The 26,444-nt window shown below is 72.1% G+C and carries 27 protein-coding genes; 6 read left to right on the forward strand and 21 right to left on the reverse strand.

Annotated elements, in window-relative coordinates; translation table 11 throughout:
- Position 1 precedes the first annotated feature (1 nt).
- The 3 genes from ACIQRW_RS06800 to ACIQRW_RS06810 form a co-directional block, all read right to left on the reverse strand.
- Positions 2–931, reverse strand: coding sequence for a glutamate ABC transporter substrate-binding protein (locus ACIQRW_RS06800; RefSeq protein ID WP_403755453.1), 930 nt, complete (start codon positions 929–931; stop codon positions 2–4).
- Positions 932–942: 11 nt separating this feature from the next.
- Entirely contained in the window at positions 943–1,686 is a 744-nt protein-coding gene (locus tag ACIQRW_RS06805) for an amino acid ABC transporter ATP-binding protein (RefSeq protein WP_403755456.1), read from the reverse strand.
- 147 nt (positions 1,687–1,833) lie between these two features.
- Positions 1,834–2,274 (reverse strand): DUF6278 family protein, encoded by a 441-nt coding sequence (locus ACIQRW_RS06810; protein ID WP_047179583.1) that lies wholly within the window; start codon positions 2,272–2,274, stop codon positions 1,834–1,836.
- 109 nt (positions 2,275–2,383) lie between these two features.
- On the opposite strand from ACIQRW_RS06810, the gene ACIQRW_RS06815 reads away from it, so the two are divergent.
- Complete coding sequence (locus ACIQRW_RS06815) at positions 2,384–3,163, forward strand: SDR family NAD(P)-dependent oxidoreductase (RefSeq protein WP_403755460.1); 780 nt, start codon at positions 2,384–2,386, stop codon at positions 3,161–3,163.
- A gap of 86 nt (positions 3,164–3,249) precedes the next feature.
- Here the strand turns inward: ACIQRW_RS06815 and ACIQRW_RS06820 are convergent, their stop codons facing one another.
- The 10 genes from ACIQRW_RS06820 to ACIQRW_RS06865 all read right to left on the reverse strand — a co-directional run bounded on the left by ACIQRW_RS06820 (position 3,250) and on the right by ACIQRW_RS06865 (position 13,467).
- A complete protein-coding gene (locus ACIQRW_RS06820) occupies positions 3,250–3,987 on the reverse strand; it encodes a Clp protease N-terminal domain-containing protein (RefSeq protein ID WP_403755463.1) in 738 nt (245 codons plus the stop codon).
- Between the two features lie 81 nt (positions 3,988–4,068).
- Positions 4,069–4,848: an exodeoxyribonuclease III gene (locus ACIQRW_RS06825; protein WP_403755466.1), complete on the reverse strand. Its 780-nt coding sequence runs from the start codon at positions 4,846–4,848 to the stop codon at positions 4,069–4,071.
- Positions 4,849–4,890: 42 nt separating this feature from the next.
- A complete protein-coding gene (locus tag ACIQRW_RS06830; RefSeq protein ID WP_403755469.1) occupies positions 4,891–5,544 on the reverse strand; it encodes an MBL fold metallo-hydrolase in 654 nt (217 codons plus the stop codon).
- Between the two features lie 12 nt (positions 5,545–5,556).
- Positions 5,557–6,786 carry an alpha/beta fold hydrolase gene (locus tag ACIQRW_RS06835; protein WP_403756392.1) on the reverse strand — a complete coding sequence of 410 codons (1,230 nt, stop codon included), beginning with the start codon at positions 6,784–6,786 and terminating at the stop codon, positions 5,557–5,559.
- 633 nt (positions 6,787–7,419) lie between these two features.
- Positions 7,420–8,016 (reverse strand): hypothetical protein, encoded by a 597-nt coding sequence (locus ACIQRW_RS06840; protein ID WP_403755472.1) that lies wholly within the window; start codon positions 8,014–8,016, stop codon positions 7,420–7,422.
- 71 nt (positions 8,017–8,087) lie between these two features.
- A complete protein-coding gene (locus tag ACIQRW_RS06845) occupies positions 8,088–9,254 on the reverse strand; it encodes an ROK family glucokinase (RefSeq protein ID WP_403755475.1) in 1,167 nt (388 codons plus the stop codon).
- 133 nt (positions 9,255–9,387) lie between these two features.
- A complete protein-coding gene (locus ACIQRW_RS06850) occupies positions 9,388–10,245 on the reverse strand; it encodes an ATP-binding cassette domain-containing protein (protein ID WP_403755478.1) in 858 nt (285 codons plus the stop codon).
- A complete protein-coding gene (locus ACIQRW_RS06855) occupies positions 10,242–11,297 on the reverse strand; it encodes an ABC transporter permease (protein ID WP_403755481.1) in 1,056 nt (351 codons plus the stop codon). Before ACIQRW_RS06855 ends, ACIQRW_RS06850 begins: the two co-directional genes overlap by 4 nt.
- Positions 11,294–12,274 (reverse strand): sugar ABC transporter substrate-binding protein, encoded by a 981-nt coding sequence (locus ACIQRW_RS06860; protein ID WP_403755484.1) that lies wholly within the window; start codon positions 12,272–12,274, stop codon positions 11,294–11,296. Before ACIQRW_RS06860 ends, ACIQRW_RS06855 begins: the two co-directional genes overlap by 4 nt.
- A gap of 434 nt (positions 12,275–12,708) precedes the next feature.
- The gene (locus ACIQRW_RS06865) at positions 12,709–13,467 is read right to left on the reverse strand and encodes a GntR family transcriptional regulator (protein ID WP_403755487.1); all 759 of its coding nucleotides are present in this window, start codon (positions 13,465–13,467) and stop codon (positions 12,709–12,711) included.
- A 131-nt stretch (positions 13,468–13,598) separates the two neighbouring features.
- Here ACIQRW_RS06865 and ACIQRW_RS06870 point away from each other — a divergent pair, with 131 nt between their 5' ends.
- Positions 13,599–14,618, forward strand: coding sequence for a Gfo/Idh/MocA family oxidoreductase (locus ACIQRW_RS06870; protein ID WP_403755490.1), 1,020 nt, complete (start codon positions 13,599–13,601; stop codon positions 14,616–14,618).
- Positions 14,619–14,638: 20 nt separating this feature from the next.
- Here ACIQRW_RS06870 and ACIQRW_RS06875 read toward each other — a convergent pair whose 3' ends face one another.
- The 4 genes from ACIQRW_RS06875 to ACIQRW_RS06890 form a co-directional block, all read right to left on the reverse strand.
- Positions 14,639–15,835 (reverse strand): cytochrome P450, encoded by a 1,197-nt coding sequence (locus ACIQRW_RS06875; protein ID WP_403755493.1) that lies wholly within the window; start codon positions 15,833–15,835, stop codon positions 14,639–14,641.
- An 87-nt stretch (positions 15,836–15,922) separates the two neighbouring features.
- Positions 15,923–17,095 (reverse strand): cytochrome P450, encoded by a 1,173-nt coding sequence (locus ACIQRW_RS06880; RefSeq protein ID WP_403755496.1) that lies wholly within the window; start codon positions 17,093–17,095, stop codon positions 15,923–15,925.
- Between the two features lie 36 nt (positions 17,096–17,131).
- Positions 17,132–17,890: a response regulator gene (locus ACIQRW_RS06885; RefSeq protein ID WP_403755498.1), complete on the reverse strand. Its 759-nt coding sequence runs from the start codon at positions 17,888–17,890 to the stop codon at positions 17,132–17,134.
- A 193-nt stretch (positions 17,891–18,083) separates the two neighbouring features.
- Complete coding sequence (locus ACIQRW_RS06890) at positions 18,084–19,304, reverse strand: sensor histidine kinase (RefSeq protein ID WP_403755501.1); 1,221 nt, start codon at positions 19,302–19,304, stop codon at positions 18,084–18,086.
- Between the two features lie 145 nt (positions 19,305–19,449).
- On the opposite strand from ACIQRW_RS06890, the gene ACIQRW_RS06895 reads away from it, so the two are divergent.
- A complete protein-coding gene (locus ACIQRW_RS06895) occupies positions 19,450–19,653 on the forward strand; it encodes a hypothetical protein (protein ID WP_018961410.1) in 204 nt (67 codons plus the stop codon).
- A 9-nt stretch (positions 19,654–19,662) separates the two neighbouring features.
- Here ACIQRW_RS06895 and ACIQRW_RS06900 read toward each other — a convergent pair whose 3' ends face one another.
- Entirely contained in the window at positions 19,663–20,580 is a 918-nt protein-coding gene (locus tag ACIQRW_RS06900; RefSeq protein WP_403755504.1) for a DMT family transporter, read from the reverse strand.
- 242 nt (positions 20,581–20,822) lie between these two features.
- Between ACIQRW_RS06900 and ACIQRW_RS06905 the strand changes: the two genes are divergently transcribed.
- The 3 genes from ACIQRW_RS06905 (at position 20,823) to ACIQRW_RS06915 (ending at position 23,317) form a co-directional block, all read left to right on the forward strand.
- A complete protein-coding gene (locus ACIQRW_RS06905) occupies positions 20,823–21,464 on the forward strand; it encodes a TetR/AcrR family transcriptional regulator (protein WP_403755507.1) in 642 nt (213 codons plus the stop codon).
- Between the two features lie 123 nt (positions 21,465–21,587).
- Positions 21,588–22,367 (forward strand): SDR family NAD(P)-dependent oxidoreductase, encoded by a 780-nt coding sequence (locus ACIQRW_RS06910; RefSeq protein WP_403755510.1) that lies wholly within the window; start codon positions 21,588–21,590, stop codon positions 22,365–22,367.
- Between the two features lie 119 nt (positions 22,368–22,486).
- A complete protein-coding gene (locus tag ACIQRW_RS06915; RefSeq protein WP_403755513.1) occupies positions 22,487–23,317 on the forward strand; it encodes an aldo/keto reductase in 831 nt (276 codons plus the stop codon).
- Between the two features lie 10 nt (positions 23,318–23,327).
- On the opposite strand, the gene ACIQRW_RS06920 is transcribed toward ACIQRW_RS06915, so the two are convergent.
- The 3 genes from ACIQRW_RS06920 to allB all read right to left on the reverse strand — a co-directional run bounded on the left by ACIQRW_RS06920 (position 23,328) and on the right by allB (position 26,379).
- The gene (locus ACIQRW_RS06920) at positions 23,328–23,651 is read right to left on the reverse strand and encodes a putative quinol monooxygenase (protein ID WP_397922341.1); all 324 of its coding nucleotides are present in this window, start codon (positions 23,649–23,651) and stop codon (positions 23,328–23,330) included.
- 163 nt (positions 23,652–23,814) lie between these two features.
- Positions 23,815–24,936, reverse strand: coding sequence for an allantoicase (alc, locus tag ACIQRW_RS06925; protein WP_403755516.1), 1,122 nt, complete (start codon positions 24,934–24,936; stop codon positions 23,815–23,817).
- Positions 24,937–25,035: 99 nt separating this feature from the next.
- Positions 25,036–26,379 carry an allantoinase AllB gene (allB, locus tag ACIQRW_RS06930; protein WP_403755519.1) on the reverse strand — a complete coding sequence of 448 codons (1,344 nt, stop codon included), beginning with the start codon at positions 26,377–26,379 and terminating at the stop codon, positions 25,036–25,038.
- Between the last annotated feature and the right edge of the window lie 65 nt (positions 26,380–26,444).

A 26,444-nucleotide genomic window follows, 5' to 3' on the forward strand; every position in this document is an offset into this window, starting at 1 on the left:
CTCAGTTCGCCGGGTAGCGGTCGATGGGCGGCGGGGTCGGCGCGGGGGCACCGGAGAGCCCCAGCGTCGCTTCGTACGCCTTCTTCCAGTTGCCGTCCTTCTCGTTGGCCTCCAGCGCGTCGTTGAGCGCGTTGCGCAGCGCGTTGTCGTCGCGCGGTACGCCGATGCCGTACGGCTCCTCGGAGAAGGGCTTGCCGACGACCTTCATCTCGTCGGGCGCCTTGGCCGCGAAGCCCAGCAGGATCGCGTCGTCGGTGGTGACGGCGTCGACCTGGAAGGTGAGGAGGTTGTCGACGCAGATCGAGTACGTGTCGTACGCGACGAGCGTCGCCTCGGGGTAGTCGGCGGCGATGCGCTGGTACGGCGTGGAGCCGGCCGCCGAGCAGACCGTCTTGCCCGCCAGGTCCTGCGGCCCGTTGATGTCGTTCTCGTCGGTACGCACCAGCAGGCCCTGGCCCGCCATGTAGTACGGGCCGGCGAAGCCGACGAGCTTCTTGCGCATGTCGTTGATGGTGTAGGTGCCGACGTAGTAGTCGATCTGGCCGTTCTGCAGGGCCGTCTCGCGGTTGGCGGAGGCGATCGTGCGGAAGCGGATCGTCTTCGGGTCGAAGCCGAGCGAGGCCGACATCATGCGGGCGATCTCGATGTCGAACCCGGAGTAGATCCCGCTCGCCGGGTCCTTCTCCCCCAGGTACGGCTGGTCCTCCTTGGCGCCGACCACCAGATAGCCGCGCTTCCTCGCCTTGGTCCAGGTGCGGGAGTCGGGCAGTTCGAAGCCGGTGTCGACCTGGTACACCGGCAGTGCCTCGGCCTTCGGCCCCTTGACCGGCGGGCTGCCGTCCTTGCCGCAGCCCGCGGCGAGTGCGGCGAGCAGGAGACCGGCCACGAGGGCGGCGGTCCTGCCCGTACGCGTGTTCCTCGTGCGCAACATGGAAGCCCCCCTCAGTGCTTGAGGATCTTGGACAGGAAGTCCTTGGCGCGGTCGCTCGAAGGGTTGGTGAAGAAGTCCTCCGGGGTGCGGTCCTCGACGACGCAGCCGTCGGACATGAACACGACGCGGTTGGCCGCGGAGCGGGCGAAGCCCATCTCGTGGGTGACCACGACCATGGTCATGCCGTCCCGGGCCAGCTGCTGCATGACCTCCAGCACCTCGTTGATCATCTCCGGGTCGAGCGCCGAGGTGGGCTCGTCGAAGAGGAGCGCCTTGGGGTCCATGGCCAGGGCGCGGGCGATGGCCACGCGCTGCTGCTGGCCACCGGAGAGCTGGGCGGGGAACTTGTCGGCGTGGGCGGCCAGGCCGACGCGCTCCAGGAGTTCTCGGGACCGCCGGTCGGCCTCGTCCTTCTTGCGCTTGCGGACCTTGAGCTGGGCCAGCGAGACATTGTCCAGCACGGTCTTGTGGGCGAAGAGGTTGAACGACTGGAAGACCATGCCGACTTCGGCACGGAGCTGGGCCAGGCCCTTGCCCTCCTCGGGGAGGGGTCTGCCGTCGATCCTGATGCTGCCGGACTCGATCGTCTCCAGCCGGTTGATCGCCCGGCACAGAGTGGATTTCCCTGAGCCGGAGGGGCCGATGACCACCACCACCTCCCCGCGGCCGACGGTGAGATTGATGTCCTGAAGTACGTGCAACTCTCCGAAGTGTTTGTTGACGTCCCTCAGTTCGATCAACGGATCGACGGCCATGCGCTGCCCTACCCACTTGTCGCTGTGTCGAGGTCAGCGCAAACTATCCATCGCGAAAAGGGACTTCGCACCCGACACGCGTAAATGGCGCAAAAGGCTTTTTAACTGGATTAGGTGAGGAGAGCGGGACCCCGGCCGGCAGCCGGCTCAGTTCTCGGCGGACTCCGCGTACACCTGGGAGAGCTCGGGGCTGCCCGCCATCGCCCAGTCGAGTCCGGCCGCGACGACGTCGATCTCCCGCCCGGACTCCAGCCGCACCACGGGCTGGCCGCTCGGCCAGACGTCCCACGCCGCACCCGGGACGGTCCGCACGATCACGGTGCCGAGGTAGAGACCGGCGTCGTTGCCGAGCCAGGGAAGCTCCTCGGGGTCGTCGCGCCAGCGGGGCGGCAGCTGGTCGAGCGCGGCCAACGAGGCGGGTGTGTCGTCGAGTTCGAGTCCGTGCTGCCCCGCCCTGACGCGCAGCAGTTCGCATTCGGCGAGCAGTTCGGCCACACCGTCGGGGTCTGCCTCGACGGCGGCGGCGAGTGCGCCTGAACGCGTACCCCCCTGACGCTTACGCCAGTTGTCCAAGAAAGGGATGTTCATACCACTAGGGTCCCATCCCGGCCAGGTTCCGCACCACAGGGCGCGCGGCGTTCACCGATCCCCCACCCCGCCCCGGCCGGGGATCCGAGCAGATATCTAAAGTACGCACATGAGTGCACACGCTTACGTTTCGGAACTGTTCTCGCTGGAAGGCCGGGTGGCGGTGGTCACCGGTGGCAGCTCCGGCATCGGCCGGGGGATCACCGGCGCCCTGGCCCGGGCGGGCGCCGGCGTCGTCGTGGTGGCCCGCCGGGAGGCCGAGCTGAGCGCGACCGTGGACGAGCTGACCGCCGAGGGCTGCCGGGCCGCCTGGGTGAGCGCGGACCTGAGCACCACCGAGGGGGTGCGCGCGGGGGCGGACGAGGCCGTGCGGGCGTTCGGGGAGCCGGACATCCTGGTGAACTGCGCCGGGATCAATCTGCGGCCGCCGATGAGCGAGCTGGGCGAGGACGTCTGGGACACCACGATGGCGGTGAACCTGAAGGCGCCGTTCCTGCTGGGGCAGCGCTTCGGGCCCGGCATGGCCGAGCGCGGCTACGGACGGATCATCCACGTCACCTCGCAGCAGGCTCACCGGGCCTTCGTGGACAGCGGCGCGTACGGGGTGTCCAAGGGCGGTCTGGAGTCCCTGGCCCGCTCCCAGGCCGAGGCGTGGTCCCCGCACGGCGTCACCGTGAACACCCTGGTGCCCGGGTTCGTGCTGACGCCGCTGAACCAGAGCCTCGCCTCGGACCCGCAGAAGGTGGCGTCGCTCGCCGCGCGGACCCTGGTCGGCCGCAACGGCCTCGCGGAGGACTTCGCGGGGGCCGCGGTGTTCCTGGCGGGGCGCTCCTCGGCGTACGTCACGGGGCAGTCGGTGTTCGTGGACGGCGGGTTCTCGGTGCACTGAGGACCGGTGCGCCCGGGCGGCGGGCTCTCGGTGACCGACCGTCGGTGCGCCGGGCCCGCCGCCCGTCGTGAGGGGCCTCGGGGCTTCTACTGCCGGAGGGCCTGTGCCGCCTCGCCCACCGCCCGCTCCACCGCCGCGGAGACGGCCTCCTTGTCCAGACCGAGGCCGGTGAGCACGCCGGAGCCGTCCTCGAACTCCAGCAGGGCCAGCAGGATGTGCTCGGTGCCCACGTAGTTGTGGCCGAGCCGGAGCGCCTCGCGGAAGGTCAGCTCCAGGACCTTCTTGGAGTCCCCGTCGTACGGGATCAACTCCGGCGCCTCGTCCACGGCGGCGGGCAGCACAGCGGTCGCCGCCGCCCGCAGCGCGTCCGTCGTCACGCCCTGCCCGGTGAGGACACGGGCGGCGATGGCCTCGGGCTCGGCGAGCAGGCCGAGGATCAGGTGGGCGGGGACGATCTCGGCGTGCCGGGCGGCCTGGGCCTCGTTGTGGGAGGCGACCACCACGTTGCGGGCGCGCGGGGTGAAGCGGTTGAAGCCCTCGTTCGGGTCCAGGTCCGAGGAACCGCCGCCCTTCTTGGGCACGAAGCGCTTCTGGGCGGCCTGGCGGGTGACCCCCATGCTCCGGCCGATGTCGGTCCAGGAGGCACCGGAGCGCCGGGCCTGGTCCACGAAGTGGCCGATGAGATGGTCGGCCACGTCTCCGAGGTGGTCGGCGGCGAGCACCGCTCCGGAGAGCTGCTCCAGGGCGTCGTCGTTGGTCTGCTTGATGGCCTCGATCAGGTCGTCGAGGCGTACGGAAGGGGTGACAGGAAGAGGCTGCGTCATGTGACAACCGTAGGTTGACACCCAGATGGTGTCAACCTTGAGTTGTCAGTACGACGCGGCCTCCGCCCCGTAAATCCCGGCTCAGAGGTCGAGGTCGACGACCACCGGAGCGTGGTCCGACGCGCCCTTGCCCTTGCGCTCCTCGCGGTCGACGTAGCTGTCCTTGACGGCGGCGGTGAACTGGGCGTTGCCGAAGGTGAGGTCGATCCGCATGCCCTTGTTCTTGGGGAACCTCAGCTCGCGGTAGTCCCAGAAGGTGTAGGCGCGGTCGTACTTGAGGGGGCGGGGCAGGACCTCGCTCAGACCCTCCGCCTCCAGGGCCGCGAGGGCGGCGCGCTCGGCGGGCGTCACATGCGTGGCGCCGGCGAACAGCGCCGGGTCCCAGACGTCCTCGTCGGTCGGGGCCACATTGAAGTCGCCGAGGACCGCGAACGGCAGGGGCCCCGCGGCGTCCGCCGCCGCGGCCTTCCGCAGGGCCTCCAGCCAGCGCAGCTTGTACGCGTAGTGCTCGTGCTCGACCTGGCGGCCGTTCGGCACGTACACCGACCAGAGGCGCAGCGGGCCGCAGGTCGCCGAGATCGCGCGGGGCTCCTGCACGCCTTCGTAATCCGGGCCGCCGGGCAGCCCGGTGACGACGTCGGTGAGGCCGACGCGGGAGAGCAGCGCGACCCCGTTCCACCGGCCGGTGGCGTTGACCGCGGACTCATAGCCCAGCTCGGCGAGCGCGGCGGTGGGGAACTGCTCCGCCGTGCACTTGGTCTCCTGGATGCACAGCACATCGGTGCCGCTGCTCTCCAGCCAGGCCAGAAGCCTCGGCAGCCGGGCGGTGATCGAATTGACGTTATAGGTGGCGATGCGCATGGCAGCCAACCTAGCGGCTCCCACTGACAGCCGCCGGGGGGCTCACAGCTCGGTGACCCCGCCCGGCGCCAGCCGCCCGTGGTCCGCGCCGCCCAGGGCCCCGATCTGGTTGTCGTAGATCGGCCGCGCCAGATCGGTCAGCAGGGCGTCGTGGACGTCGATGGCCCGTCGCGGCTTGACCTCGCGCACGTAGTCGATGACCTCGGAGATCTTGTTCCAGGGGGCCATGACCGGCAGCAGGAGGGTGTCGACGGGGCGGTCGGGAACGGTGAGCGCGTCGCCGGGGTGGAAGACCGAACCGTCGACGAGGAAGCCGACGTTGGTGACCCTCGGGATGTCCGGGTGGATCACCGCGTGCAGCTCGCCGTGCACGGTGACGTCGAATCCGGCGGCGGAGAAGGCGTCCCCGTCGCCCACGGTGTGCACCCGCCCGGGGAACGCGGCCGAGAGCTGCTCGGCCACGCTGCGCAGCGTCCAGATCTCGGCCGCCGGATTCGCCTCCAGGCCCGTCCGCAGCCGCGCCTCGTTGAAGTGGTCCGGGTGCTCGTGCGTCACCAGGACGACATCGGCGCCGAGCGCCGCGTCGTCCTCGGAGAAGCCGCCGGGGTCGATGACCAGGACCCGCCCCTCCTTCTCGATGCGGACGCAGGAGTGGGTCTTCTTGGTGAGGGTGAGTGCCCGAGACGATGCGTTCATGGCTCCATCCTGCTACGCGGGCGGCGTGGTTTCCTCCTGGATCACCTTCTGCGCGACGGCGAACGCGGCTCCGGCGGCCGGGAGTCCGCAGTAGACGGCGGTCTGGAGAAGAACTTCCTTGATCTCGGCGGGCGTCAGACCGTTGCGCAGGGCGGCGCGGGTGTGCGCGGCCAGGCCCTCCAGGTGGCCGGAGGCGACGAGCGCGGTGAGCGTGATGCAGCTACGGGTGCGGCGGTCGAGGCCGTCACGGCTCCAGACCTCGCCCCAGGCGTACCGGGTGACCAGCTCCTGGAAGTCCTCGGTGAAGCCGTCGGCCGAGGCGTTCACCGCGTCGACATGGGCGTCCCCCAGCACCTCTCGGCGTACCTTCGTGCCCTGCTCGTGCCGGTCGTCCGGCGTCGGCGCGGAGGCCTCGGGCGTCGCGGCGGCCGGGGCGATCTCGGCCACCGGGGCGAACGGGGCGGCGGGCGTCGCGGGCCCAGGGACGAGCGGCAGCACGGGGATCGCCGCCGAGGTGTCCTGCTGCCAGGCGGTGGAGAAGTGCATCAGCAGCAGGTCGCTGACGGCGGCGGGCTGCTCGACCGGCGCGAGGTGCGAGGCCCCGGGGACGAGCGCCAGGCGCGCGTCCGGTATCCCCGCGACCAGCGTGCGGGCCTCGGCGGGCCCGGTGACCTGGTCCTCCGCCCCGACCAGCACCAGGGTGGGAACCCCGATCCGGCCCAGGGCGCCGCGGATGTCGAACGCCGCGAGCGCCTCGCAGGCGGCGATGTAGCAACCGGGATCGGTGGTGCGGACCATCTGCACGGCCCATTCGACGATGGCGGGCTGCGCGGCGGCGAAGCCGGGGGTGAACCAGCGCTCCGGCGCGGTGCGGGCCATCGGCTCCAGGCCGTTGGTGCGGACGATCACGCCGCGCTGGCGGAATTCGTCGGCCGTGCCGAACCGGGGCGAGGAGGCGACGAGCGCCAGCGAGGCGACCCGGTGCGGGTGGCGCAGCGCCAGGTCGGCGCCGACCGCCCCGCCGATCGAGCAGCCCGCGTAGCCGAAGCGCTGGACGCCGAGTCCGTCCAGCGTCGCGAGCAGCCGGTCGGCCAGATCGGCGACGGAGGCGGTGGCGTGCGCGGGCGCGCCGCCGTGGCCGGGAAGGTCGTAGCGGAAGACCCGCCAGTGCTGGGACAGCTCCGGTATCTGGCGATCCCACATGTGCCACGTCGTGCCCAGCGAGGGCCCGATGACCAGGATCGGGGCGTCCTCGGGGCCGTCGAAGCGGTACTGAAGCGTCCGCGGGGCATCGGCCGGCCCCCGCGCTCCTCGCGCCTCCTGAGAGGCAGGAGCAGGAGCAGGGCCGGCCCCCGGACCGGGGGTGGCCTGCGGGGCGGGCGCGGACGGCGGTACGGGGGCGCCCTGCGGGGCGGCAGCCGCCCCCGGCCCCGGGGCGGCCTGCACGGCCTGGGGTACGGAACCGGCCTGCGCGGCAAGTTCGGCCTGGGGTACAGCGGTGGCCTGCGGTACGTGGGTGGCCTGCGGTACGTGGGTGGCCTGCGGTACGTGGGTGGCCTGCGGTACGTGGGTGGCCTGCGGTACGTGGGTGGCCTGCGGGGCAAGCGGGGTCAGGGCCGACTGTGCGGTCACCGGGGCCTGCGGGAATCCGGGCGTCCCGCTGCCACCGGGGGCCGGGTAGTGCCCCGGGAAGGGCGCGGGGGCCGCCGACAGGGGCACGGCGTCCGGTCCCTGGTGGGGGGCCGGAACCGCCTGGTGAGGCGCTCCGGGGTGCGGGGCGGGCCCACCAGGGTGGGGGGCCTGCACGGGCTGCGGGGTCGTCTCGCTCACTTCGCTCACTCGCTCCAGGTTACTGAGCGCCCCTCCGGCCCCCGGTCAGGGGGTCGCTGCCGATACGACATACACGACAGGGCTGGCCGGATCGGTCATATTGACCGTGATGTTCTGGGTGGGGCGCGGCTTCTTGTTGCTGTGCGTGGTGCTGGCCCACTCCTCGCCCGGGCCGAAGGACCAGCCGGTGATTTTGATGTCCCGGGGGCTGATGTCGATCGTGTCCGGCTCCAGCGCCGCGCGTCCGGTGCCCACCCCGGACAGGAAGCGGTCGAGACCGGCGGAGGTCGTCCGGAACTTCGCGTACATCCGGCTGGCTTTCCAGTTGTTCGTCTCGTAGTACTGGACGCCCTGACCATTGCCGGGGATCGGGATCTCGAAGATCCGGCGCTGCATCTTGGAGGGCCAGCCCTCCCGGAGGCCCACGGCGGCCGCCTCGGCCTCCTTGTCCTGGCCCGAGCGGCGGCTCTGACCTGCCGAGATCAGCAGGTAGCCGGCCGGGATGCCGATCAGCAGCACGATGATCGTCGCGGTGATGAAACGCCGCTTGAACACATGCCGCCGGTCCTCGGGCGGCTTGCCCTCGCCGTCGCCCGGAGACTCCGACTGGTGCGGCACCACGGGGTGCTCGGCTGCGATCATGATCAGGTGGTCCTCAAGGTGCTGCGGTGACGGCGTACTGAAGGGGGGACGCCGGAAAGGGCGACTGCGGTTCAGTCAGCGGTACGGGTGGACCGCGTGCTGCGGATGGTGCTCGCCGCCTGGTCGTAGATCTGGGCGTACCGCTCGTACCGCTCGACGCGCCGCCGGTTGGCCCGGCGGAATCGGCGGGCGACCAGCCGGGCCAGGTCCGCGGCGCCGACCATACCCGCCTCGGGGCCGAGCTGCGCCTTCGCGATCCGGGCCTCGGGGCGGTAGCCGCGGCCGGTGAGGTGACGCTTGAAGGCCTCCCTGGCAGGGTTGATCAACAGGTCGTCGGCGGCGCTGACGCCGCCTCCGATGACGAAGCAGGAGGGGTCCAGCGCGGCGGCCAGATTGGCGATGCCGATGCCGAGCCACTGGCCGATGTCCTGGAGCAGCTCGATGCACATCGCGTCGCCCTCGCGGGCCAGTTCGGTGATGAGCGGCCCGGTGATGTCGGGGATGTTCCCCTTCACCCGGTCCAGCAGATAGTGCGCGACCGGTGAGTCGGCGGCGGCCAGCTCCCTGGCCTCGCGGACCAGGGCGTTGCCGGAGCTGTACTGCTCCCAGCAGCCGCGGTTGCCGCAGGGGCAGCGGTGGCCCGAGGGCACGACCTGCATGTGGCCGAACTCACCGGCCACGCCGTACTTGCCGCGCTTGACCTGGCCGTCCTCCAGGATCGCGCCGCCGATGCCCGTACCGAGCGTGATCATGACGAGGTGGTCCTCGCCGCGGCCCGCTCCGAAGCGCCATTCCGCCCAGGCGGCGGTGTTGGCGTCGTTGTCGACCATGACGGGGACGACCAGGCGGGACGCGATCGCGTCGCGCAGGGGTTCGTCGCGCCAGGCGAGGTGCGGGGCGAAAAGGACCTTGGAGCGGTCGGCGTCCACCCAGCCCGCCGCGCCGATGCCCACCGCGTGGACGTCGTGGCGGTCGGAGAGGTCCAGGACCAGTTCGACGATGGTGTCCTCGACGACCTTGGGGCTCTTGGACTTGTCGGGCGTCTCGGTGCGGAGCTGTTCCAGGATGTTGCCGTCGGCGTCGACGACGCCCGCCATCACCTTGGTGCCGCCGATGTCGATCCCGACCGTGGGGACCCGGGGGGCGGTGAGGTGGGAGCGGCGTTCCTTGGTGCCGACGGTCTTGAGGACGGTGGCGCGGGCGGAGCCGCGGTGTGCGAAGTCGCGGTACGTGCTCATCGTCCCTGCGGGGTCTGGGGGGCCGGACCGCTGTCGCGGTCGGCGGCGGACGGCGCCCGCCGGGCTCGATTCTGCCACTGCCCGGCCCCGGCGGGCCGGTGGGCGGGTTCGGCCGCGCCGGGCCGGTCGCCGCTCAGGGAGTCTCGTCCTTCACGCCGTGGGCGCCCGGGAGGGTGGGGGTCGGGGTGCGTTCCAGCTCGTGGCTGAGCTCCTCCAGCTCGCTGCCGCCCGCCATCTGCCGCGTCAGCTCGTCCAGCGTGACGTCGTCCTTGGTGTGGCTGCCGGACATGGCGCCGCGCTTGAGGAGGATGAAGCGGTCGCCGACGAGGTGGGCGTGGTGCGGGTTGTGCGTGATGAGGACCACGCCGAGGCCGGCGTCGCGGGCGGCCGCCACGTACTTGAGGACCACGCCGGACTGCTTGACGCCGAGGGCGGCGGTCGGCTCGTCCAGGACCAGGACCTTCGCGCCGAAGTAGACGGCGCGGGCGATGGCCACGCACTGGCGCTCGCCGCCGGACAGGGTGCCGATGGGCTGGTCGACGTCGCGCAGGTCGATGCCCATGCGCAGCAGTTCGGTACGGGTGCTCTCGCGCATCCGCCGGACGTCGAGGCGCTTGAGGGGGCCGACGCCGACGGTGGGCTCGGAGCCGAGGAAGAAGTTCCGCCAGACCGGCATCAGGGGGACGACGGCGAGGTCCTGGTAGACGGTGGCGATGCCCCGGTCGAGGGCGTCGCGCGGGTTGGCGAGGGTGGTCTCCTCCCCCTCGATCAGGAAGCGTCCGGCGTCGTGCCGGTGCAGCCCCGCGATGATCTTGATGAGGGTGGACTTGCCGGCGCCGTTGTCCCCGAGGACGCAGGTGATCTCGCCCGCGTGGACCTCCAGCGAGACGTGCTCCAGAGCCTTGATGTTGCCGTAGAACTTGGATACGTCGTCCAGCTCGACCAGCGGTCCCGCGGTCGCTCCAGCGGGGTCTTCAGGGGTGGCCGTCATGCCGTCGCCTCCGCGCGCTTACGCACCCACGCGTTGAGCAGGGTGGCCAGGAGCAGCATCGCTCCCAGGAAGAATTTGAACCAGTCCGGGTTCCACTCGGCGTACACGATGCCCTTGCTGGTCATACCGAAGATGAAGGCGCCGACGGCCGAGCCGATCGCGGAGCCGTAGCCGCCGGTGATCAGGCAGCCGCCGATGACGGCGGCGATGATGTACGTCAGCTCGTTGCCGACGCCCTCGCCGGACTGGACGACGTCGTAGCTGAACAGCAGGTGCTGGCCGGAGACCCAGGCGGCGAAGGCGACGCCCAGATAGAGCCCGATCTTGGTGCGGATGACCGGGACGCCGACCGCGCGGGCCGCGTCGGCCTCGCCGCCGACGGCGAAGATCCAGTTGCCGAAGCGGGTACGGAGGAGGATCCAGGTGGCGACGGCGACGAGCGCCGCCCACCACAGGATCGTCACCTTGAACTCGACGCCGCCGAGGGTCAGCGTCGAGGCGAACAGCGCGCGGGCCGAGTCGAAGCCCTCCATGTCGCCGATGGCCTTGGTGGAGACGGTGCCGCTGATGAGCTTGGTGAAGCCGAGGTTCAGACCGGTCAGCATCAGGAACGTGCCGAGCGTGATGATGAAACTCGGCAGTTTGGTGCGGGTCAGCATGAAGCCGTTGAACGCGCCGATGGCGAGCGTGACCAGCAGCGACACGAAGACGCCGACCCAGACGTTGGCCGTCATCTGGTAGCTGAACATCGTGGAGATCAGCGCGGAGCTGGTCACCATGACCCCGGCGGAGAGGTCGAACTCGCCGCCGATCATCAGCAGCGCGACCGGCGCGGCCATGATGCCGAGGACGGAGGCCGCGTACAGCACGGTGCCGAGGCTGGAGGCCTGGAGGAAGCTGTCGGCGACGATCGCGAAGAAGAGGAAGACGGCCGCCGCGCCGACGACCGAGCCGAGCTCGGGGCGGCCGAGCAGCTTGCGCAACGGTGAGGTGCGTACCAGCCGCTCGTCCACCTTCGCCGGCGTCTGGGGCGCGGCGGTGGAGCCGCTCATCGGGTTCCCCGCTTGGTGTAGTCGGCCAGGGCGTCGGCGTCGTCCTTGGTGATGATCTGCGGGCCGGTGAGGACGGGCAGACCGCCGCCGAGGACGTTGCGGTTGTAGCGGTAGAGCCAGAGCAGATCGACGGCCTCGTAGCCCTGGAGGTAGGGCTGCTGGTCGACGGCGAAGCCGAGCTTGTCGCTCTGGAGGCCGGTGGCGACCTTCGCGTTGAGGTCGAAGGTGTCGACCTCGGCCTTGCTGCCCGCCGTCTGCTTGGCCTGGACGGCCGCGTCGGCGAAGGGGGCCCCGAGGGTGACGACCGCGTCGATACTCTTGTCGGACTGGAGCTTGGCCTCGATGGACGCGGTGACGTCGGGCATGTTGGTGCCGTCGACGTACAGGTTCTGCATCGTGCCGTCGAAGGTCTTCTTCGCACCGGCGCAGCGCTGCTCGTGGCCCACGTTGCCCTGCTCGTGCAGGACGCAGAGGGCCTTCTTGCGGTCCCGGCTGTTCAGCTCGTCGCCGACGGCCTCGCCGGCGATCGACTCGTCCTGGCCGATGTGGGTGAGCGCGCCGAACTCCTTGGACTCCGCGGAGCCGGAGTTCACGGTGACGACCGGGATGCCCGCCTTGACGGCCTTGGCGACCACGGCCTTCATGGCGTCCGGCTTGGCCAGCGAGACGATCAGCCCGTCGACCTTCTTGTCGATCGCGGTCTGGACGAGCTGGGCCTGCTGGTTGGCCTCGTCGTTGTGCGAGTAGAGGAAGTTGATGTTGTCCTTGAGGGCCGCCTGCTCGGCGCCCTTCTGGACGATGTCCCAGAAGGTGTCGCCGTCGCCCGAGTGGGTGACCATGGCGAAGGTCCAGCGCGGTGTGTTCACCGCGGCCCGTCCCTCGGCCGCGGCGGCCGCGCGCTCCTCGGCGCGCTTGCCGCCGGTGCTGCTGCATCCCGTGAGGGAGGCGCCCAGCACCACTGCCAGCACGGCGCCCATCGCGCGTACCCCTGTCCGAACCCTTGCCACGACGCCGTGCCCTTCTACTGCTGCTCGCTGTGCTGCTTGACGGGGCCGGGGAGTGTACGGTCCCGGCCCGGCTGCCCAAGTATCCCCGAGCCCCGCCGCTCGGTGCCCGCACCCCCAGCCCGTCCGGCGTTTGAGGACGGGCCCCTTGCGTGGGCGGACCCGACGGACACGGAGCCTGGGGCACGGGGGCTGTCGAGCGCAACCCGTGTGCCCGCACCATTTCAGCCCGTCCGGCGTTTGAGGACGGAACCCTGCCTGGGTGGGTCCGCCGACAGAGGGACCCTGGGTAACGGTAGCCAGCGGGTGCGGCCTCGCCCACGTCGGCGGTTCCGTCCTCAAACGCCGGACGGGCTGGGATGGCCGCCGTCGACGGGCGGTTCGGCGCGCCCCACGGGTCGGGTGGCTCAGGCGCGCACCAGGAGCTGGAACTCGAAGGCGTACCGCTCCGCCCGGTAGACGTGCGAGCCGAACTCGACCACCCGGCCGGTGTCGTCGTACGTCGTGCGCTCCATCGTCAGCAACGGCGCGCCCACGGGCTCCGCCAGCACCCGCGCCTGCCGGTCGTCCGCGGCGCGCGCGCCGACGGTCTGGCGGGCACTGTGCAGGGTGACACCGGAAGCCCGCATCAGCCGGTAGAGGCCGGTGGCCTCCAGTTCCTCGGTGATCAGGGGCAGCAGCCCGGGGGGCAGGTGGTTGCGCAGGAGGGCCATCGGTTCGCCGTGGGCGCTGCGCAGCCGCTCCACGAGGTGGACCTCGCTGCCCTCGGCGACGCCGAGCGCGGCGGCGACCTCGGCGGTGGCCGGTTCGGTGGTGTTGCGCAGGACGCCGGTGGCGGGGCGCTGGCCGGCCGCCTCCAGGTCGTCGTAGAGCGAGCTGAGCTCCAGCGGGCGGCGGACCTTGCTGTGGACGACCTGGGTGCCGACTCCCCGGCGGCGGACCATCAGGCCCTTGTCGACGAGCGACTGGATGGCCTGGCGGACGGTCGGCCGGGACAGGCCGAGGCGGGCGGCGAGGTCGATCTCGTTCCCGAGCAGGGCGCCGGGAGCCAGCCGGCCCTGCTCCACGGCGGCCTCCAGCTGCTGTGCCAGCTGGAAGTAGAGCGGCACCGGGCTGGTGCGGTCCACGCTCAGCGGCAGCGGCCGGTCGGATCCATGTGCGGTCACGGGGCGAGCGTAGTTCGCTTGTCCGGACAAAGCCATGGCGTACCGGGGCGGGGAGCCGCCGATCGGTGCGGCCGCCATTTGTCAGGACAAACGCTTGACATGACGACCGGGCGAACGTCACCTTGGGGCCCATGCGCATCGGACTGATCGGAACGGGACGGATCGGCACATTCCATGCGGAGGTGCTGAGCCGTCACCCCGCCGTGGACGCCCTGTTGCTGGCGGACGCGGACCCGGAGCGGGCGGCCGGAGCCGCGGCGCGGACAGGGGCGACAGCGGTCCCGGTGGACGGTCTGTTCGCCGGGGAGGACGCCGCCGGGGGCCCGCCCGACGCCGTGGTGATCTGTTCGGCGACCTCGGCCCATGCCGGGCTCATCGCACGGGCCGCACGCGCCGGGTTGCCCGTCTTCTGCGAGAAGCCGATCGCCCTGGACCTGCCGGGCACGCTCGCCGCGCTCGCGGAGGTCGAGGCGGCGGGCAGCGTGCTCCAGCTGGGCTTCATGCGGCGTTTCGACGCCGGGTACGGCGAGGCCAGGGCCGCCGTACGGGAGGGAAGGCTCGGCCGGCTGCACACCGTGCGCGCGGTCACCTCCGACCCGGCCCCGCCGCCCGCCGCCTACCTCCCGCTCTCGGGCGGGCTGTACCGCGACTGCCTGGTCCACGACTTCGACATCCTGCGCTGGGTGACGGGCCGTGAGGTGAGCGAGGTGTACGCCACCGGCTCGGACGCCGGACCCGCGATGTTCCGGGAGGCCGGGGACGTGGACACGGCCGCCGCCCTCCTCACCCTCGACGACGGGACGCTCGCCACCGCCACCGCGACCCGGTGCAACGGCGCCGGGTACGACGTACGGATGGAGCTGGCCGGCGAACTGGACCAGATCGCCGTCGGCCTGGACGACCGTACGCCGCTGACCTCGGCCGAGCCCGGCGGTCCCGGCGCACCGGCGAAGCCCTGGCCGGGGTTCCTGGAACGGTTCGCCCCGGCGTACGAGGCGGAACTGGACGCGTTCCTGCGGGTGGCCCGCGGCGAACTGGCCAATCCGTGCGACGGCCGGGAGGCCCTGCACGCCCTGCGGATCGCCGAGGCGTGCGAGGTCTCCCGCCGCGAACGCCGGCCGGTGGCGATGACGGAGATCCCCGGCGGCTGAACCGGCCCCCGGGCCGGCCGCTACCAGCCGACCGGGAGGCTCAGCGGCCCCCTCATCAGCATCCCGGTGCGCCAGGCGAGCGTCGCCGGGTCGGCGGTCAGCCGCAGCTCCGGGCAGCGCTCCAGCAACGACCGGATGGCGATCCTCGCCTCGATGCGGGCCAGCGGCGCGCCCAGGCAGTAGTGGATGCCGTGCCCGAAGGCGATGTGACCCCGGGCGTCGCGGGTGATGTCGAAGCGGGATCCGTCGGGATAGCGGACGGGGTCCCGGTTGGCGTCCGACATCGCGACGAGGACGAGCTCGCCGCCGCCGGGGATCACCGTTCCGCCGACCTCGATCGGATCGGTCGTGAAGCGGTAGGTGGGGGTCTCCACCGGCCCCTCGAAGCGCAGGATCTCCTCGACCGCGTTGTCGATCAGCGTGAAGTCGGCGCGCAGGGCGGCAAGTTGATCGGGGTGGGCGAGGAGGTTGTGCACGCCGTTGGTGATGAGGTTGACGGTGGTCTCGTGTCCGGCGACCAGCAGCAGCCAGGCCATACCGATGAGTTCGTCACCGGAGAGACGGTCGCCGTCCTCGTCGGAGGTGTGGATCAGCGCGCTCAGCAGGTCCTCGCCCGGCTTCTCGCGCTTGTCGGCGAGCAGTCCCGCGATATACGCGGTCATCGCCTGCGTGGAGGAGGCGCGCAGGGACGGATCGACGGAGGAGACCGCCTGGCCGGACCAGGTACGGAAGGCCTCGCGGTCCAGGGACGGGACGCCGAGCAGCTCGCAGATCACCGCCATGGGCAGCGGGAAGGACAGCGCCTCGACCAGGTCCGCCGTACGGTCCGGGGCCGCGAGCATCGAGTCCAGCAGCGCGTCGGTCATCTCCTGCACACGCGGGGCCAGTTGCTCCATCCGCCGTGGGGTGAACTCGCGGGCGACCAGTTTGCGCATCCGGGTGTGGTCGGGGGCGTCGGAGCCGAGCATCGAGGAGCCCGCGGACACCTTGCTGACGCCGAGCGACGGCGAGGCGCGGCTCCAGTGCTTGGAGAGCCGCTGGTCGGCCAGGAGAGCGCGGCCCGCCTCGTATCCGACGACGAGCCAGGCGTCCGCGCCCTCGGGGATCCGCACCCGGTGGACCGGGCCCTTCGCCCGCAGGGCGGCGTAGGCGGGGTAGGGGTCACGGGTGAACTGCTCGCCGAGCGCGGCGAGATCGACCAGGGGTTCGGTGGTCAACACGGTTCCCTTCGGATTGAGTCGCTGTGCGGAAGGAGCGGTGGGGGTGGGGTGGAGGTGGGGAGTGGGGTGGGGTGGGTCCGGGCCTCACCAGCGCACCGGCAGCCCCCGCGCTCCGCGCATCAGCAGACCGGGCAGCCAGTCCAGCTCGCCGCCGGACGGGTCGCGGGCGAGGTCGGGGAAGCGTTCCAGCAGGGCGCCGATCGCGATGCGGGCCTCCATCCGGGCGAGCGGCGCGCCCAGGCAGTAGTGCGCGCCGTGGCCGAAGCCGAGGTGGCCCTGGGGCTCGCGGCGGATGTCGAAGGTGTCCGGGTCGGAGAAGCGGACGGGGTCACGGTCGGCGGAGGCCAGGGCGACGAGGACCGGCTCGTCGCGCGGTATCACGGTGTCGCCGATCGTGACCGGCTCCCGGGTGAAGCGCATGGTGGCGGTCTCCACCGGCCCGTCGTAGCGCAGCATCTCCTCGACGGCGTTGTCGAGCAGCCCGGGGTCGGCGCGCAGCAGGGCGAGCTGGTCGGGGTGGTCGAGCAGGGCACGGACGCCGTTGGCGATGAGATTGACGGTGGTCTCGTGACCGGCGACCAGCAACAGGAACGCCATACCGACCAGTTCGGCGGAGGAGAGGCCCTCGCCGTCCTCTTCTCCGGTCCGGATCAGCCCGCTCAGCAGGTCGTCGCCGGGCGAACGGCGTTTGTTCTGGATGAGTTCGACGAGGTAGGCGCCCATCTCGCCGGCCGGGTCGGCGTCCCGCTGCTCCGGGGTGGGGGTGACGATGCCGCTGGAGAGTGTCCGGAAGGCGTCCCGGTCGATGTCCGGGACGCCGAGGAGTTCGCAGATCACGGTCATCGGCAGCGGGAAGGCCAGCGCGTCCACCAGGTCCGCGGAGCCCCGGGGCGCCATGGCGTCGAGGAGGCCGCCGGTGATCTCGGTGACGCGCGGGCGCAGCGCCTCGATGCGCCGGGCGGTGAACTCGCGGCTGACGAGCCGACGCAGCCGGGTGTGGTGCGGGGCGTCCAGCTCCAGCATGTTCGCGCTGAGCAGTGCATCGGACGCCTCCCAGCGTCCGGTGGTCCGCCAGTCCTTGCCGAGCCGCTGGTCGGCGAGAGCGGCTCGGGCCTCCGCGTAACCGACGACCAGCCAGACCAGCTCCATCTCGTCGGTGCGCACGGCGTGCACCGGCCTCTCGGCCCGCAGCTTCGTGAAGTACGGATAGGGGTTCGCGGTGAAGTCCGGCAGGTCGCGCAGATCGAGCACAGCCATGGTGGTCAGCCCCTCTTCCGTTCCGTTCCGGTCCGGTCAGCGTAGGCCGCCCCCGTCTTCCCCGTCCGTGTCGAGGAGCCCCGCGTCATGGACCAACAGCGCGATCCGGACACGGTTGTTCAGTTCGAGTTTGGCGAGAATCCGGGAGACGTGGGTCTTGACCGTCGCGACGCTGAGGTAGAGGGAACCCGCGATCTCCGCGTTGGAGCCACCGCGTCCGACGGCGACGGCCACTTCCCTCTCTCGCTCGGCGAGTTGGTCGAATCGCCTGCGTGCGCGGTCGGTGCGGCCGGCCCGGTCGTCGTGTCCGCCGCCCGCGGCGCGCGCCATCAACTGGCGGGTGACGGCGGGCGAGAGCACCGGGTCGCCGGCGGCGACCCGGCGGACCGAATCGACGATCCGGGCGGGCGGGGTGTCTTTCAGGACGAATCCGGCCGCCCCGGCCCGGATGGCCCGGAGCACCTGTTCGTCCGCGTGGAACGTGGTGAGGACGACGACTTCGGGTGCTCCCGGCCGACGGCGCAGCCGCTCGGTAGCGGTGAGTCCGTCCATGACCGGCATCCGGATGTCCATCAGGACCACGTCCGGGTGCAGTCGTTCGACCAGTTCCTCGACCTCGTCGCCGTCCGCGCCCTCCCCCACGATGTCGATGCCCTCGTCGCCACCGAGCATCAGGGTCAGTCCGGCCCGGACCAGCGGGTCGTCGTCGACGATCAGCAGCCGGACGGGCGGGGGCGTGGGTGACGCCGGGGGTGTCGGGGACGCCGGGGGTGTCGGGGACGCCGGGGTGTTCATGACGGCCACCGTAGCCAGCCGGTGAGCGGGCCCCGTACGGCGGGCGTCGCGGTCCTCCGGGAATACGTCACGGCTGCGGGCCTCCGGGCACGCGCCGCGGTGCCGGTCCTCCGGGAACACGTCACGGCTGCGGGCCTCCGGGCACGCGCCGCGGTCCCGGTCCTCCGGCGGGGCCCGGCGCCGGCCCGGGGCTTCACGCGGCGGGCCATGGCAGGCGGGCCCGGACCGCGAAGCCGCCGGCCTCCGTCGGGCCGTGATCCAGCCCCCCGCCGGCGAGCGTGGCGCGTTCGGTGAGGCCGATGAGCCCCTGGCCCGATCCGGGGACCCGCTCGAAGGGTTCGGTGGGGGCGGGGTTCTCCACCTCGATGGTGAGTCCCTCGCCGGGGCCGCCCGTCACGGTGAGGGAGACCTCGGTGCCGGGCGCGTGCTTGCGGGCGTTGGTCAGACATTCCTGGGCGATCCGGTAGACCGTGCGGCCGGTGGCGGCGGGGGCGTCCTGGGGTTCGGCGACCCGGTTGTCGACGACGACCTTCATGCCCGCGAGCCGGGACTCGGCGATGAGGGCGTCCAGGGTGGCGAGGGTGGGCTGCGGCCGGTCGCCCTCGTCGGTGTCGCCGGGCCCGCGCAGGACACCGATGATCTCGCGGAGGTCCTGGAGGGCCTCGTGGGCACTGTCCCGGATGACGCCGGCGGCCCGGCCGACCTCGGCGGCGGGGGCGTCCGGCCGGAATTCGAGGGCCCCGGCGTGCACGCTGAGCAGGGTCAGCCGGTGGGCCAGGACGTCGTGCATCTCGCGGGCGATGGCCTCCCGAGCCAGGCGCTGGGCCTGTTCGGCGCGCAGCGCCGCCTCGGCCTCGGCTCGGCGGGCCCGTTCGCGGAGGGAGAGGACGAGCTGGCGCCGGGAGCGTACGACCATGCCCCAGCTGAGGACCAGCAGGACGAGCAGGACCCCGAAGATGACCGAGACGAGGAAGCTCGTCGCGGGGTCGGGGCGCAGGAGGGGTTGCAGGGGGGCCACGATCAGCGCGCCCGCGCCGACGATCGCCACCGGCTTGAAGGGGCGGTGCACGGCCAGACTGAAGAGGGCCACCATCAGCGCCCCGGCGGCCACGGGTTCGACGATGCAGACGACGGTCAGCACGGCGGCGAGCCCGACGGGCCAGCGTCGTCGGAGCCAGAGCGCGCAGCAGGCCGCCGCGCCGATCACCGAGTCGATGAGGACGAAGACGTCCGCCGTGGTGTCGTCGGCGTCGATCGCGGCGAGGGCCAGCAGGCCGAAGCCCGCGGCACAGAGGAAGGCCGTGATGTCGACGGCCCAGTCCCGCACGGTGCGCCGCGTCCGGGGCCGGTCGCCGGGCAGCTCGGGATCGGCCATGGCCGAGGGGAGCAGCCAGCGGTACTCGGTGCGCGTCATATCGACAAAGTTACGCAGCCGGGAAGTCCGGAGGGGCCCTGCGCGGCGACGGAGCGACCAAAGTCGCAGGACCGGCTACTTTCGGCGCGGCGGACGGGACCGGTGGCCGACGCGGCGGGTGCGGGGCGGGCGGGAGGCTCGGCCCATGAAGAAAATCGTCGAGACGATCGGGTTCCTCGTCTTCGCCCAGGGCGCCGGCGGGCTGCTGTACGAGTGGACGGGCTGGTTCCGGCTGTGGACGGTGGTGCGGCGGATCGACTTCCTCAGCGACCGGGGGCTGTTCGTCAACATCGTGCTGATCGTGGCGGGGGCGGCCGTGATGATCGCCGCGGACTCGATCAAGTCCTGACGCCGGCGATCACGCCCGGGCCGCGCCGCGTCGGCCCCACGCGGTGCCCGCCAGGACGAGAACCGCCCCGGCGGCGCCGAGCAGCCCGAGCCGTTCGCCGCCGAGGCTGATGCCGACGGCGGCGGCCCACAGCGGTTCCGTGCCGAGCAGCAGGCTGACCCGGGACGGCGAGGTACGGCGTACGGACCACATCTGCACGAAGAACGCGAACAGTGTGCAGAACACCGAGAGGAAGACCAGGCCCGCCCACTCCCGGACGCCGAAGTCCGCCGCCGCGCTCCACGGCGACGCGCCGGTGCCGGGGACGGCGGCGAGCACGGCGAAGACGGCGACCGCGGCCCCGAGCTGGACGGTGGTCAGGGAGAGCGAGTCGGCGTCCTGGACGGCCTTGATCCTGGCCATGGCCAGGACGTGGACGGTCCGGGCGAGGGCGGCGAGGAGCATCAGGAGGTCGCCGCCCGAGGGGCTCGTGAACCCGCCGCCCTGGGTCAGCAGGACCACTCCGGCCACGGAGAGCCCGGCCGCCGCGACGAATCCGGCCGACGGGCGCACACGGGTCACGGCGGCCTCGGCCAACGGCGTGAAGATCATGGTGAGGCTGATGATCAGCCCGGCGTTGGTGGCGGAGGTGTGCACCACCCCGTACGTCTCCAGCAGGAAGATCCCGCTCAGCACGAGGCCCAGCAGCCCGGCGCCCCGCCACTGCGCACCGGTCAGCGCCCGCAGCCTGCGCCATCCGGTCGCCACGAGCACCGGCAGCACGATCGCGAAGCGCAGGACGAGGACGGCGATGACCGTGTGGGCGGTGGTGATGCCCTTGGCCGCGAGGTAGCTGGCGCCCCAGACGACGGCGACCGCCAGCACGGGCAGATCGGTGACCCAGGCGCGGCGCGGGGGTGCGAGGGTGGGCACGGCCACAGCGGACACCTGGATCTCCTGTGATCTCCACGGAACGTGTTGTGGAGACCTCACCGGCTCGCACGCGGAGCGATCACGCTATCCGCTGGACTCCTGGAAAAGGAACACCTGTCTCAAGGCTCGGATCGTCCCGGGGCATCACCCGTGGTCAGGGGCGGTCGAGCCGTTCGGCCGGACGGCGGAGGGTCCTTCGGCCGCGCCGCCGCTCCCTAGACTGACGCCTCGATAACTCTGAGGCACGGAGTGGTCACATGACGTCGTTAAGAGCGGACGGGCGGGTCGAGCGGGGGAACCAGACCCGGCAGTTGATCCTGGGGCGGGCGGTGCAGATCGCCTCGGTCGAAGGGCTGGAGGGCCTGTCGCTGGGGCGGCTGGCCACCGAGCTCGGGCTGAGCAAGAGCGGGGTGTTCGCCCTCTTCGGCTCGAAGGAGGGGCTCCAACTGGCCACCGTGCGGGGGGCGGTGGCCATATACGTCGACCATGTGCTGCGCCCCACCCGGTCGGTGCCGCCGGGGCTCGGGCGGGTCTGGCGGCTGTGCGAGGCGTGGATCGCGTACTCCCGCGAGCGTGTGTTCCGGGGCGGTTGCTTCTTCTACGCCGCCACGGCCGAGTTCGACGCCCGCGGCGGCAGGGTGCACGACGCCCTGGCGTCCGCGCAGACGGGCTGGGTCACCTTCGTGGAGCAGACGATCGAGGATGCCAGGTCCGCCGGGGAGCTGGCCGGGGACACCGACGTGTGCCAGCTGGCCTTCGAGGTGATCGCCCTGCTGGAGCTGGCCAACGCCGAGTCGGTGCTCCAGAACAACAACCTCGGCTACGACAAGGCGGCGCGGGCCATCCTGATCCGGCTGCGGGCCGCGGCGACGGATCCCGCGCTGCTGCCTCCACGGTAGGCGGCCCGGGCTGCCGAACCCGGCGGGCATGGGAGTCCGATACCCGCCGGTGCGCGGGCCCCGGTGCGCGTTTGCTGAGGGATGTCGTCGGAGCGACGGCGTCCCTCAGCAAAGGAATCGGCCATGTCCAGCACCCTGCCCACCACCGCCCCCGCCACCGTCACCACCGGCCTCCCGGCCCGGGCCGCCCTGGTCACCGGGGGCAGCAGGGGCATCGGCGCCGCGATCGCGCTGCGGCTCGCCCAGGACGGCGCGGACGTCGCCGTCACCTATGTCCGGGACGAGGCGGCGGCCCGTGCGGTCGTCGCGAAGATCGAGGGCTTCGGCCGCCGGGGCGTCGCCCTGCGCATCGACGCGGCGGACGCCGACGCGGGCGCCGACGCCGTGCACCGGGCGGCGGACGCGCTCGGCCGGCTCGACATCCTGGTCAACAACGCGGGCATCGGTGTGCTCGGGCCGATCTCCGCACTCGCCGGGCCGGAGGTGGACCGGACGCTGGCGGTGAACGTGCGGGCGGTCTTCCTCGCCTGTCGGGCGGCGGCGGAGCGGCTGGCCGACGGTGGCCGCATCGTCTCCGTGGGCACCGCCCTCAGCCGGTACGCGGGCGGGCCCGGCTCCACCCTCTACGGGCTCAGCAAGTCCGCCCTGGTCGGGCTGACCAAGCCGCTCGCCCGGGAGCTGGGGCCGCGCGGCATCACGGTGAACCTGATCCAGCCCGGGCCCGTGGACACCGATCTCAACCCGGCCGACGGGCCGTTCGCCGAGGGCCAGCGCGCGGCGACCGCCCTGGGCCGCTTCGGCACGACGGAGGAGGTCGCCTCGCTCGTCGCGTACCTCGTGAGCGTGGAGGCGGGATTCATCACGGGCACGGAGCTCGTCGTGGACGGCGGCCACGCGGCCTGAGCTGCCCCCGGGCGGCTCCCCGGAGCACTCCCCCGTCGGCCCAGTCCGGCTGCCCCCGTCCCGGCCACGCCCCTACGCTGGCCGGGACGGGGCAGCGACGGGAAGGACGGGACCAGCACATGTCCGGCACACCGGTTCAGACGCTCAACGACGGCACGCGACTCCCCGCGGTGGGGCTCGGCACCTACCCGCTGGACGACGCGGCGGCCGAGGAGGCCGTCGCCGGGGCCCTGGAGCTCGGCTACCGACTGGTCGACACGGCCCTCAACTACGGCAACGAGACCGGCACCGGCCGGGGCATCGCCCGCAGCGGCGTCCCCCGCGAGGAGGTCCGCCTCACCACGAAGGTGCCCGGACGGCACCACGGGTACGAGGAGACGCTCGCCTCGTTCGAGGAGTCGCGGGCCCGCCTGGGCGTCGAGTACGTGGACCTCTATCTGATCCACTGGCCGCTCCCCCGCCTCGACAGGTACGTGGACACCTGGAAGGCCATGATCCGGCTCCGCGAGGACGGGCTCGTCCGCTCGATCGGCGTCTCCAACTTCACCGCCGCGCAGCTGGAGCGGCTGGAGCGGGAGACGGGCGTGCTGCCCTCGGTGAACCAGATCGAGATGCACCCGCTGCTGCCGCAGGAGGAGTTGCGTGCCGTGCACGCGGCCAAGGGCATCGTCACGGAGAGCTGGAGCCCGCTGGCCCGGGGGCGTGAAGTGCTGGAGGACCCCTCGACCGTGGCCATCGCGGATGACCACGGGGTGAGCCCCGGGCAGGTGGTGCTGCGCTGGCACACCCAGCTGGGCGCGGTCCCCATCCCGAAGTCGGCGGACCCGGGCCGGCAGCGCGAGAACCTCGATCTGTTCGGGTTCGAGCTGACGGCGCAGGAGCTGACGACGATCGCGTCCGGGCGGCAGCGGCGGTTCGGCGGCGACCCGGAGTCCCACGAGGAGTTCTAGGGCCCGCAGGTCAGCGGTTGCGCGGGGTGACCTCCGCCATCCGGGACCAGCCGGTGCCCTCCACCTCGACGTTGATGATCTCGGGAACCTCGGCCACCAGCTCCGACATCGTCGCGATCGCCGCCTTGAAGTGGTCGGAGTTCACGTGCGCCTCGCCCGCCGCCGCGTCCGCGAAGGCCTCCAGCAGGACGAACTCGTTGGGGTTCTCCACGCTGTGCGACCAGTCGAAGAAGAGGTTGCCGGGCTCGCGGCGGGTGGCGACGGTGAAGCCGTCCAGCCGGGTGAGCCACTCCTCGGGGTCGAGGGCGGTGAACTTGACGGCGATGAAGATCATGGGGGCTCCTGGTCGAGGCGTCGGAAAGTGCGGCTCGCCCGGCATTCAGGGCCCGCTCACCGCACCTCGACCAGGGTGACACACCCTCACGTAACGGGACCGTCCGGGCACACCGCGATCCCCCTGCGACCGCGGTGCGCCAGGTGCCGGGCGCGTTCTGGGATCAGCCGCCCAGCTCCCGGTGACGGGCCGCCAGGGCCCCGGCGCCCTCGTCGGTGAGCGATCCGAACAGCCGGAGCCGGGAGATGCCGCCGTCCGGGTAGATGTCGATCCGTACGTGCGTGGCGCGGACGGTCCCGTCCAGGACGAAGCGGTGGTTGGTGTCGGGCTGGAGCCGGGTCCGGGGAAGGACCTCCGTCCAGTCGCCGTCGTCGCCGTCCCGTACCGAGAGGCTCGCCCAGCCCGCGGAGTTGCCCTTGAGGTAGGCGGTGTCGATCTCGACGGCCCGGATCCCGGACTGTGCGGCGAGACGGTAGCTGATCCAGTCGTTGCCCTTGTCGCGCCGGCGGCGGGTCTCCCAGCCGTCGTCCATCTTCCGCGAGCGGCCCGGCTGGATGGTGTTGGTGGCCGGGGAGTAGAAGCGGTCGGAGGCGTCCTCGACCTGGCCGCCGTTCTCCAGGGCCGCGAGGTCGAACGTACCGAGCGCGCCGAGCCAGGCGGGGTCCGGGGCGACCTCCCCGTACACGCGCAGCCGGGCGATCCCGCCGTCCGGGTGCTGGTTGACCCGCAGGTGGGTGAAGCGCTGCTCGGCGTCGACGGCGAACGCGTTGGCCGCGTGGCCGCCGACCGCCGTACGGGGGACGAGCGTCGTCCACTTGACGTCGGGGGCGAGGAGGTCCTCGGGGGACGGGGAGCCGGGCAGCGCGACCGCCTCGACGGAGACCGCCTGCGGGTAGTTGCCGCGGAAGTGGGCGGTGTCCAGGACGATGCCCCGGATGACGCCGGGCGCGCCGAGCCGGACGAGGGCCCAGTCGTGGTCGTCGGCGGTGGGGTGCGGTTCGGCGGCGCTGACACCCCGTCGGCGGCGGGTCTCCCAGCCGTCCATGATCTTGCCCTTGTGCCCGAAGTGCTCCGGGTCGAAGACGGCGGGCCCGGGCTTGAGGAGGTTCTCGCGCTCGGCGAAGAACTCGTCGTTGGCGGCGATGACCCCCGCCCCGAGACGGCGGTCGGCCAGGTCGACGAGGTGGGTGAAGGGGAAGTCGGCGGTGCGGTGGTCGGCGTACGGGTCGCCGCCCGCGTAGGGGCTTGCGTCGCCGGTGAAGCGCGGTATCGCGGCGTCCGTCATGGTCAGGGGTTCCTTTCGGGCACGGTCAGGGGTCGCGTTCGAGGAGCGGACCGGTGAGCTCGGCCGGCGGTCGCGTCGGGGGGCGCCCGGCGAGCTCGGTCAGTGGTCGCGTTCCAGGAGGCGGCCGACGGGCTCGGCGAGGACGCCGTCGGCGGCGATGCGGACACCGCGAAGCCAGCTGGAGCGGACCACGCCGTGCAGGGTCTTCCCGGCGTAGGCGGTGACCTGGTTGCGGTGGAAGAGCTCGGCGGGGTCGACGGTGAAGGTCGCGTCGGGGGCGAGGACCGCGAAGTCGGCGTCGCGTCCCGCCTCGATGGCGCCCTTGCGGGTCAGCCCGGCCAGCGCGGCGGGGGCGGCGGACATCCAGCGGGCGACGTCGTCGAGGGAGTGGCCACGCTTGCGGGCCTCGGTCCAGATGGCGGGCAGGCCGAGCTGGAGGGAGGAGATGCCGCCCCAGGCGGAGGCGAAGTCCGGGGTCTTCAGGTCAGTGGTGCACGGCGAGTGGTCGCTGACGATGCAGTCGATGGTGCCGTCGGCGAGCCCGGCCCAGAGCGCGTCCTGGTTGGCGGCCTCGCGGATCGGCGGGCAGCACTTGAACTCCGTCGCCCCATCGGGCACTTCCTCGGCGGTGAGGGTGAGGAAGTGCGGGCAGGACTCGACGGTGACGCGGACGCCCTCGCGCTTCGCGGCGGCGATCAGCGGCAGGGCGTCGCTGGAGGAGAGGTGCAGGACGTGGACGCGGGCGTTCAGCCGCTTGGCGTGGGCGATGAGCCCCTCGATCGCGGTGTTCTCGGCGTCGCGAGGCCGGGAGGCGAGGAAGTCCGCGTAGGCGGGTCCGGGCCGCTGCGGGGCCTCGGCCAGGTGGTGCGGGTCCTCGGCGTGCACGATGAGCAGCCCGCCGAATCCGGCGATCTCCGCCATGGAGCGGGCCAGCTGCTCCTGGTCCAGCTCCGGGAACTCCTCGACGCCGGAGGGCGACAGGAAGCACTTGAAGCCGAAGACCCCGGCCTCGTACAGCGGGCGCAGATCCTTGACGTTGGACGGGATCGCCCCGCCCCAGAAGCCGGTGTCCACGTGCGCCTTGGGGGCCGCGACCTGCTGCTTGATCCGCAGGTGCTCGACGGTGGTGGTCGGCGGGAGGGAGTTGAGGGGCATGTCCAGGAGCGTGGTGATCCCGCCCGCGGCGGCCGCGCGGGTGGCGGTGTAGAAGCCTTCCCACGCGGTGCGGCCGGGGTCGTTCACATGGACGTGGGTGTCGACCAGGCCGGGCAGCAGGACGTCGTCGCCGAAGTCCTCCAGGCGGGCGCCCGCGGGCGTCTCGGTGTCGTACGGCAGGACCGCGTGGATCGTCCCGCCCGCGACGGCGACCGCCGCCGGGCGGGTCCCCTCGGGGGTGACGACGCGCGTCGAGCGCAGTATCAGGTTCACGTCCGGACCGGACACCTGTGCTCCTTCACTCCAGCAATGATCACAACAGGAATTCAACGAACTGTTGAAGCTTTCGATGG

It is taken from the genome of Streptomyces sp. NPDC091287 (assembly GCF_044768525.1).
Lineage (GTDB): Bacteria > Actinomycetota > Actinomycetes > Streptomycetales > Streptomycetaceae > Streptomyces.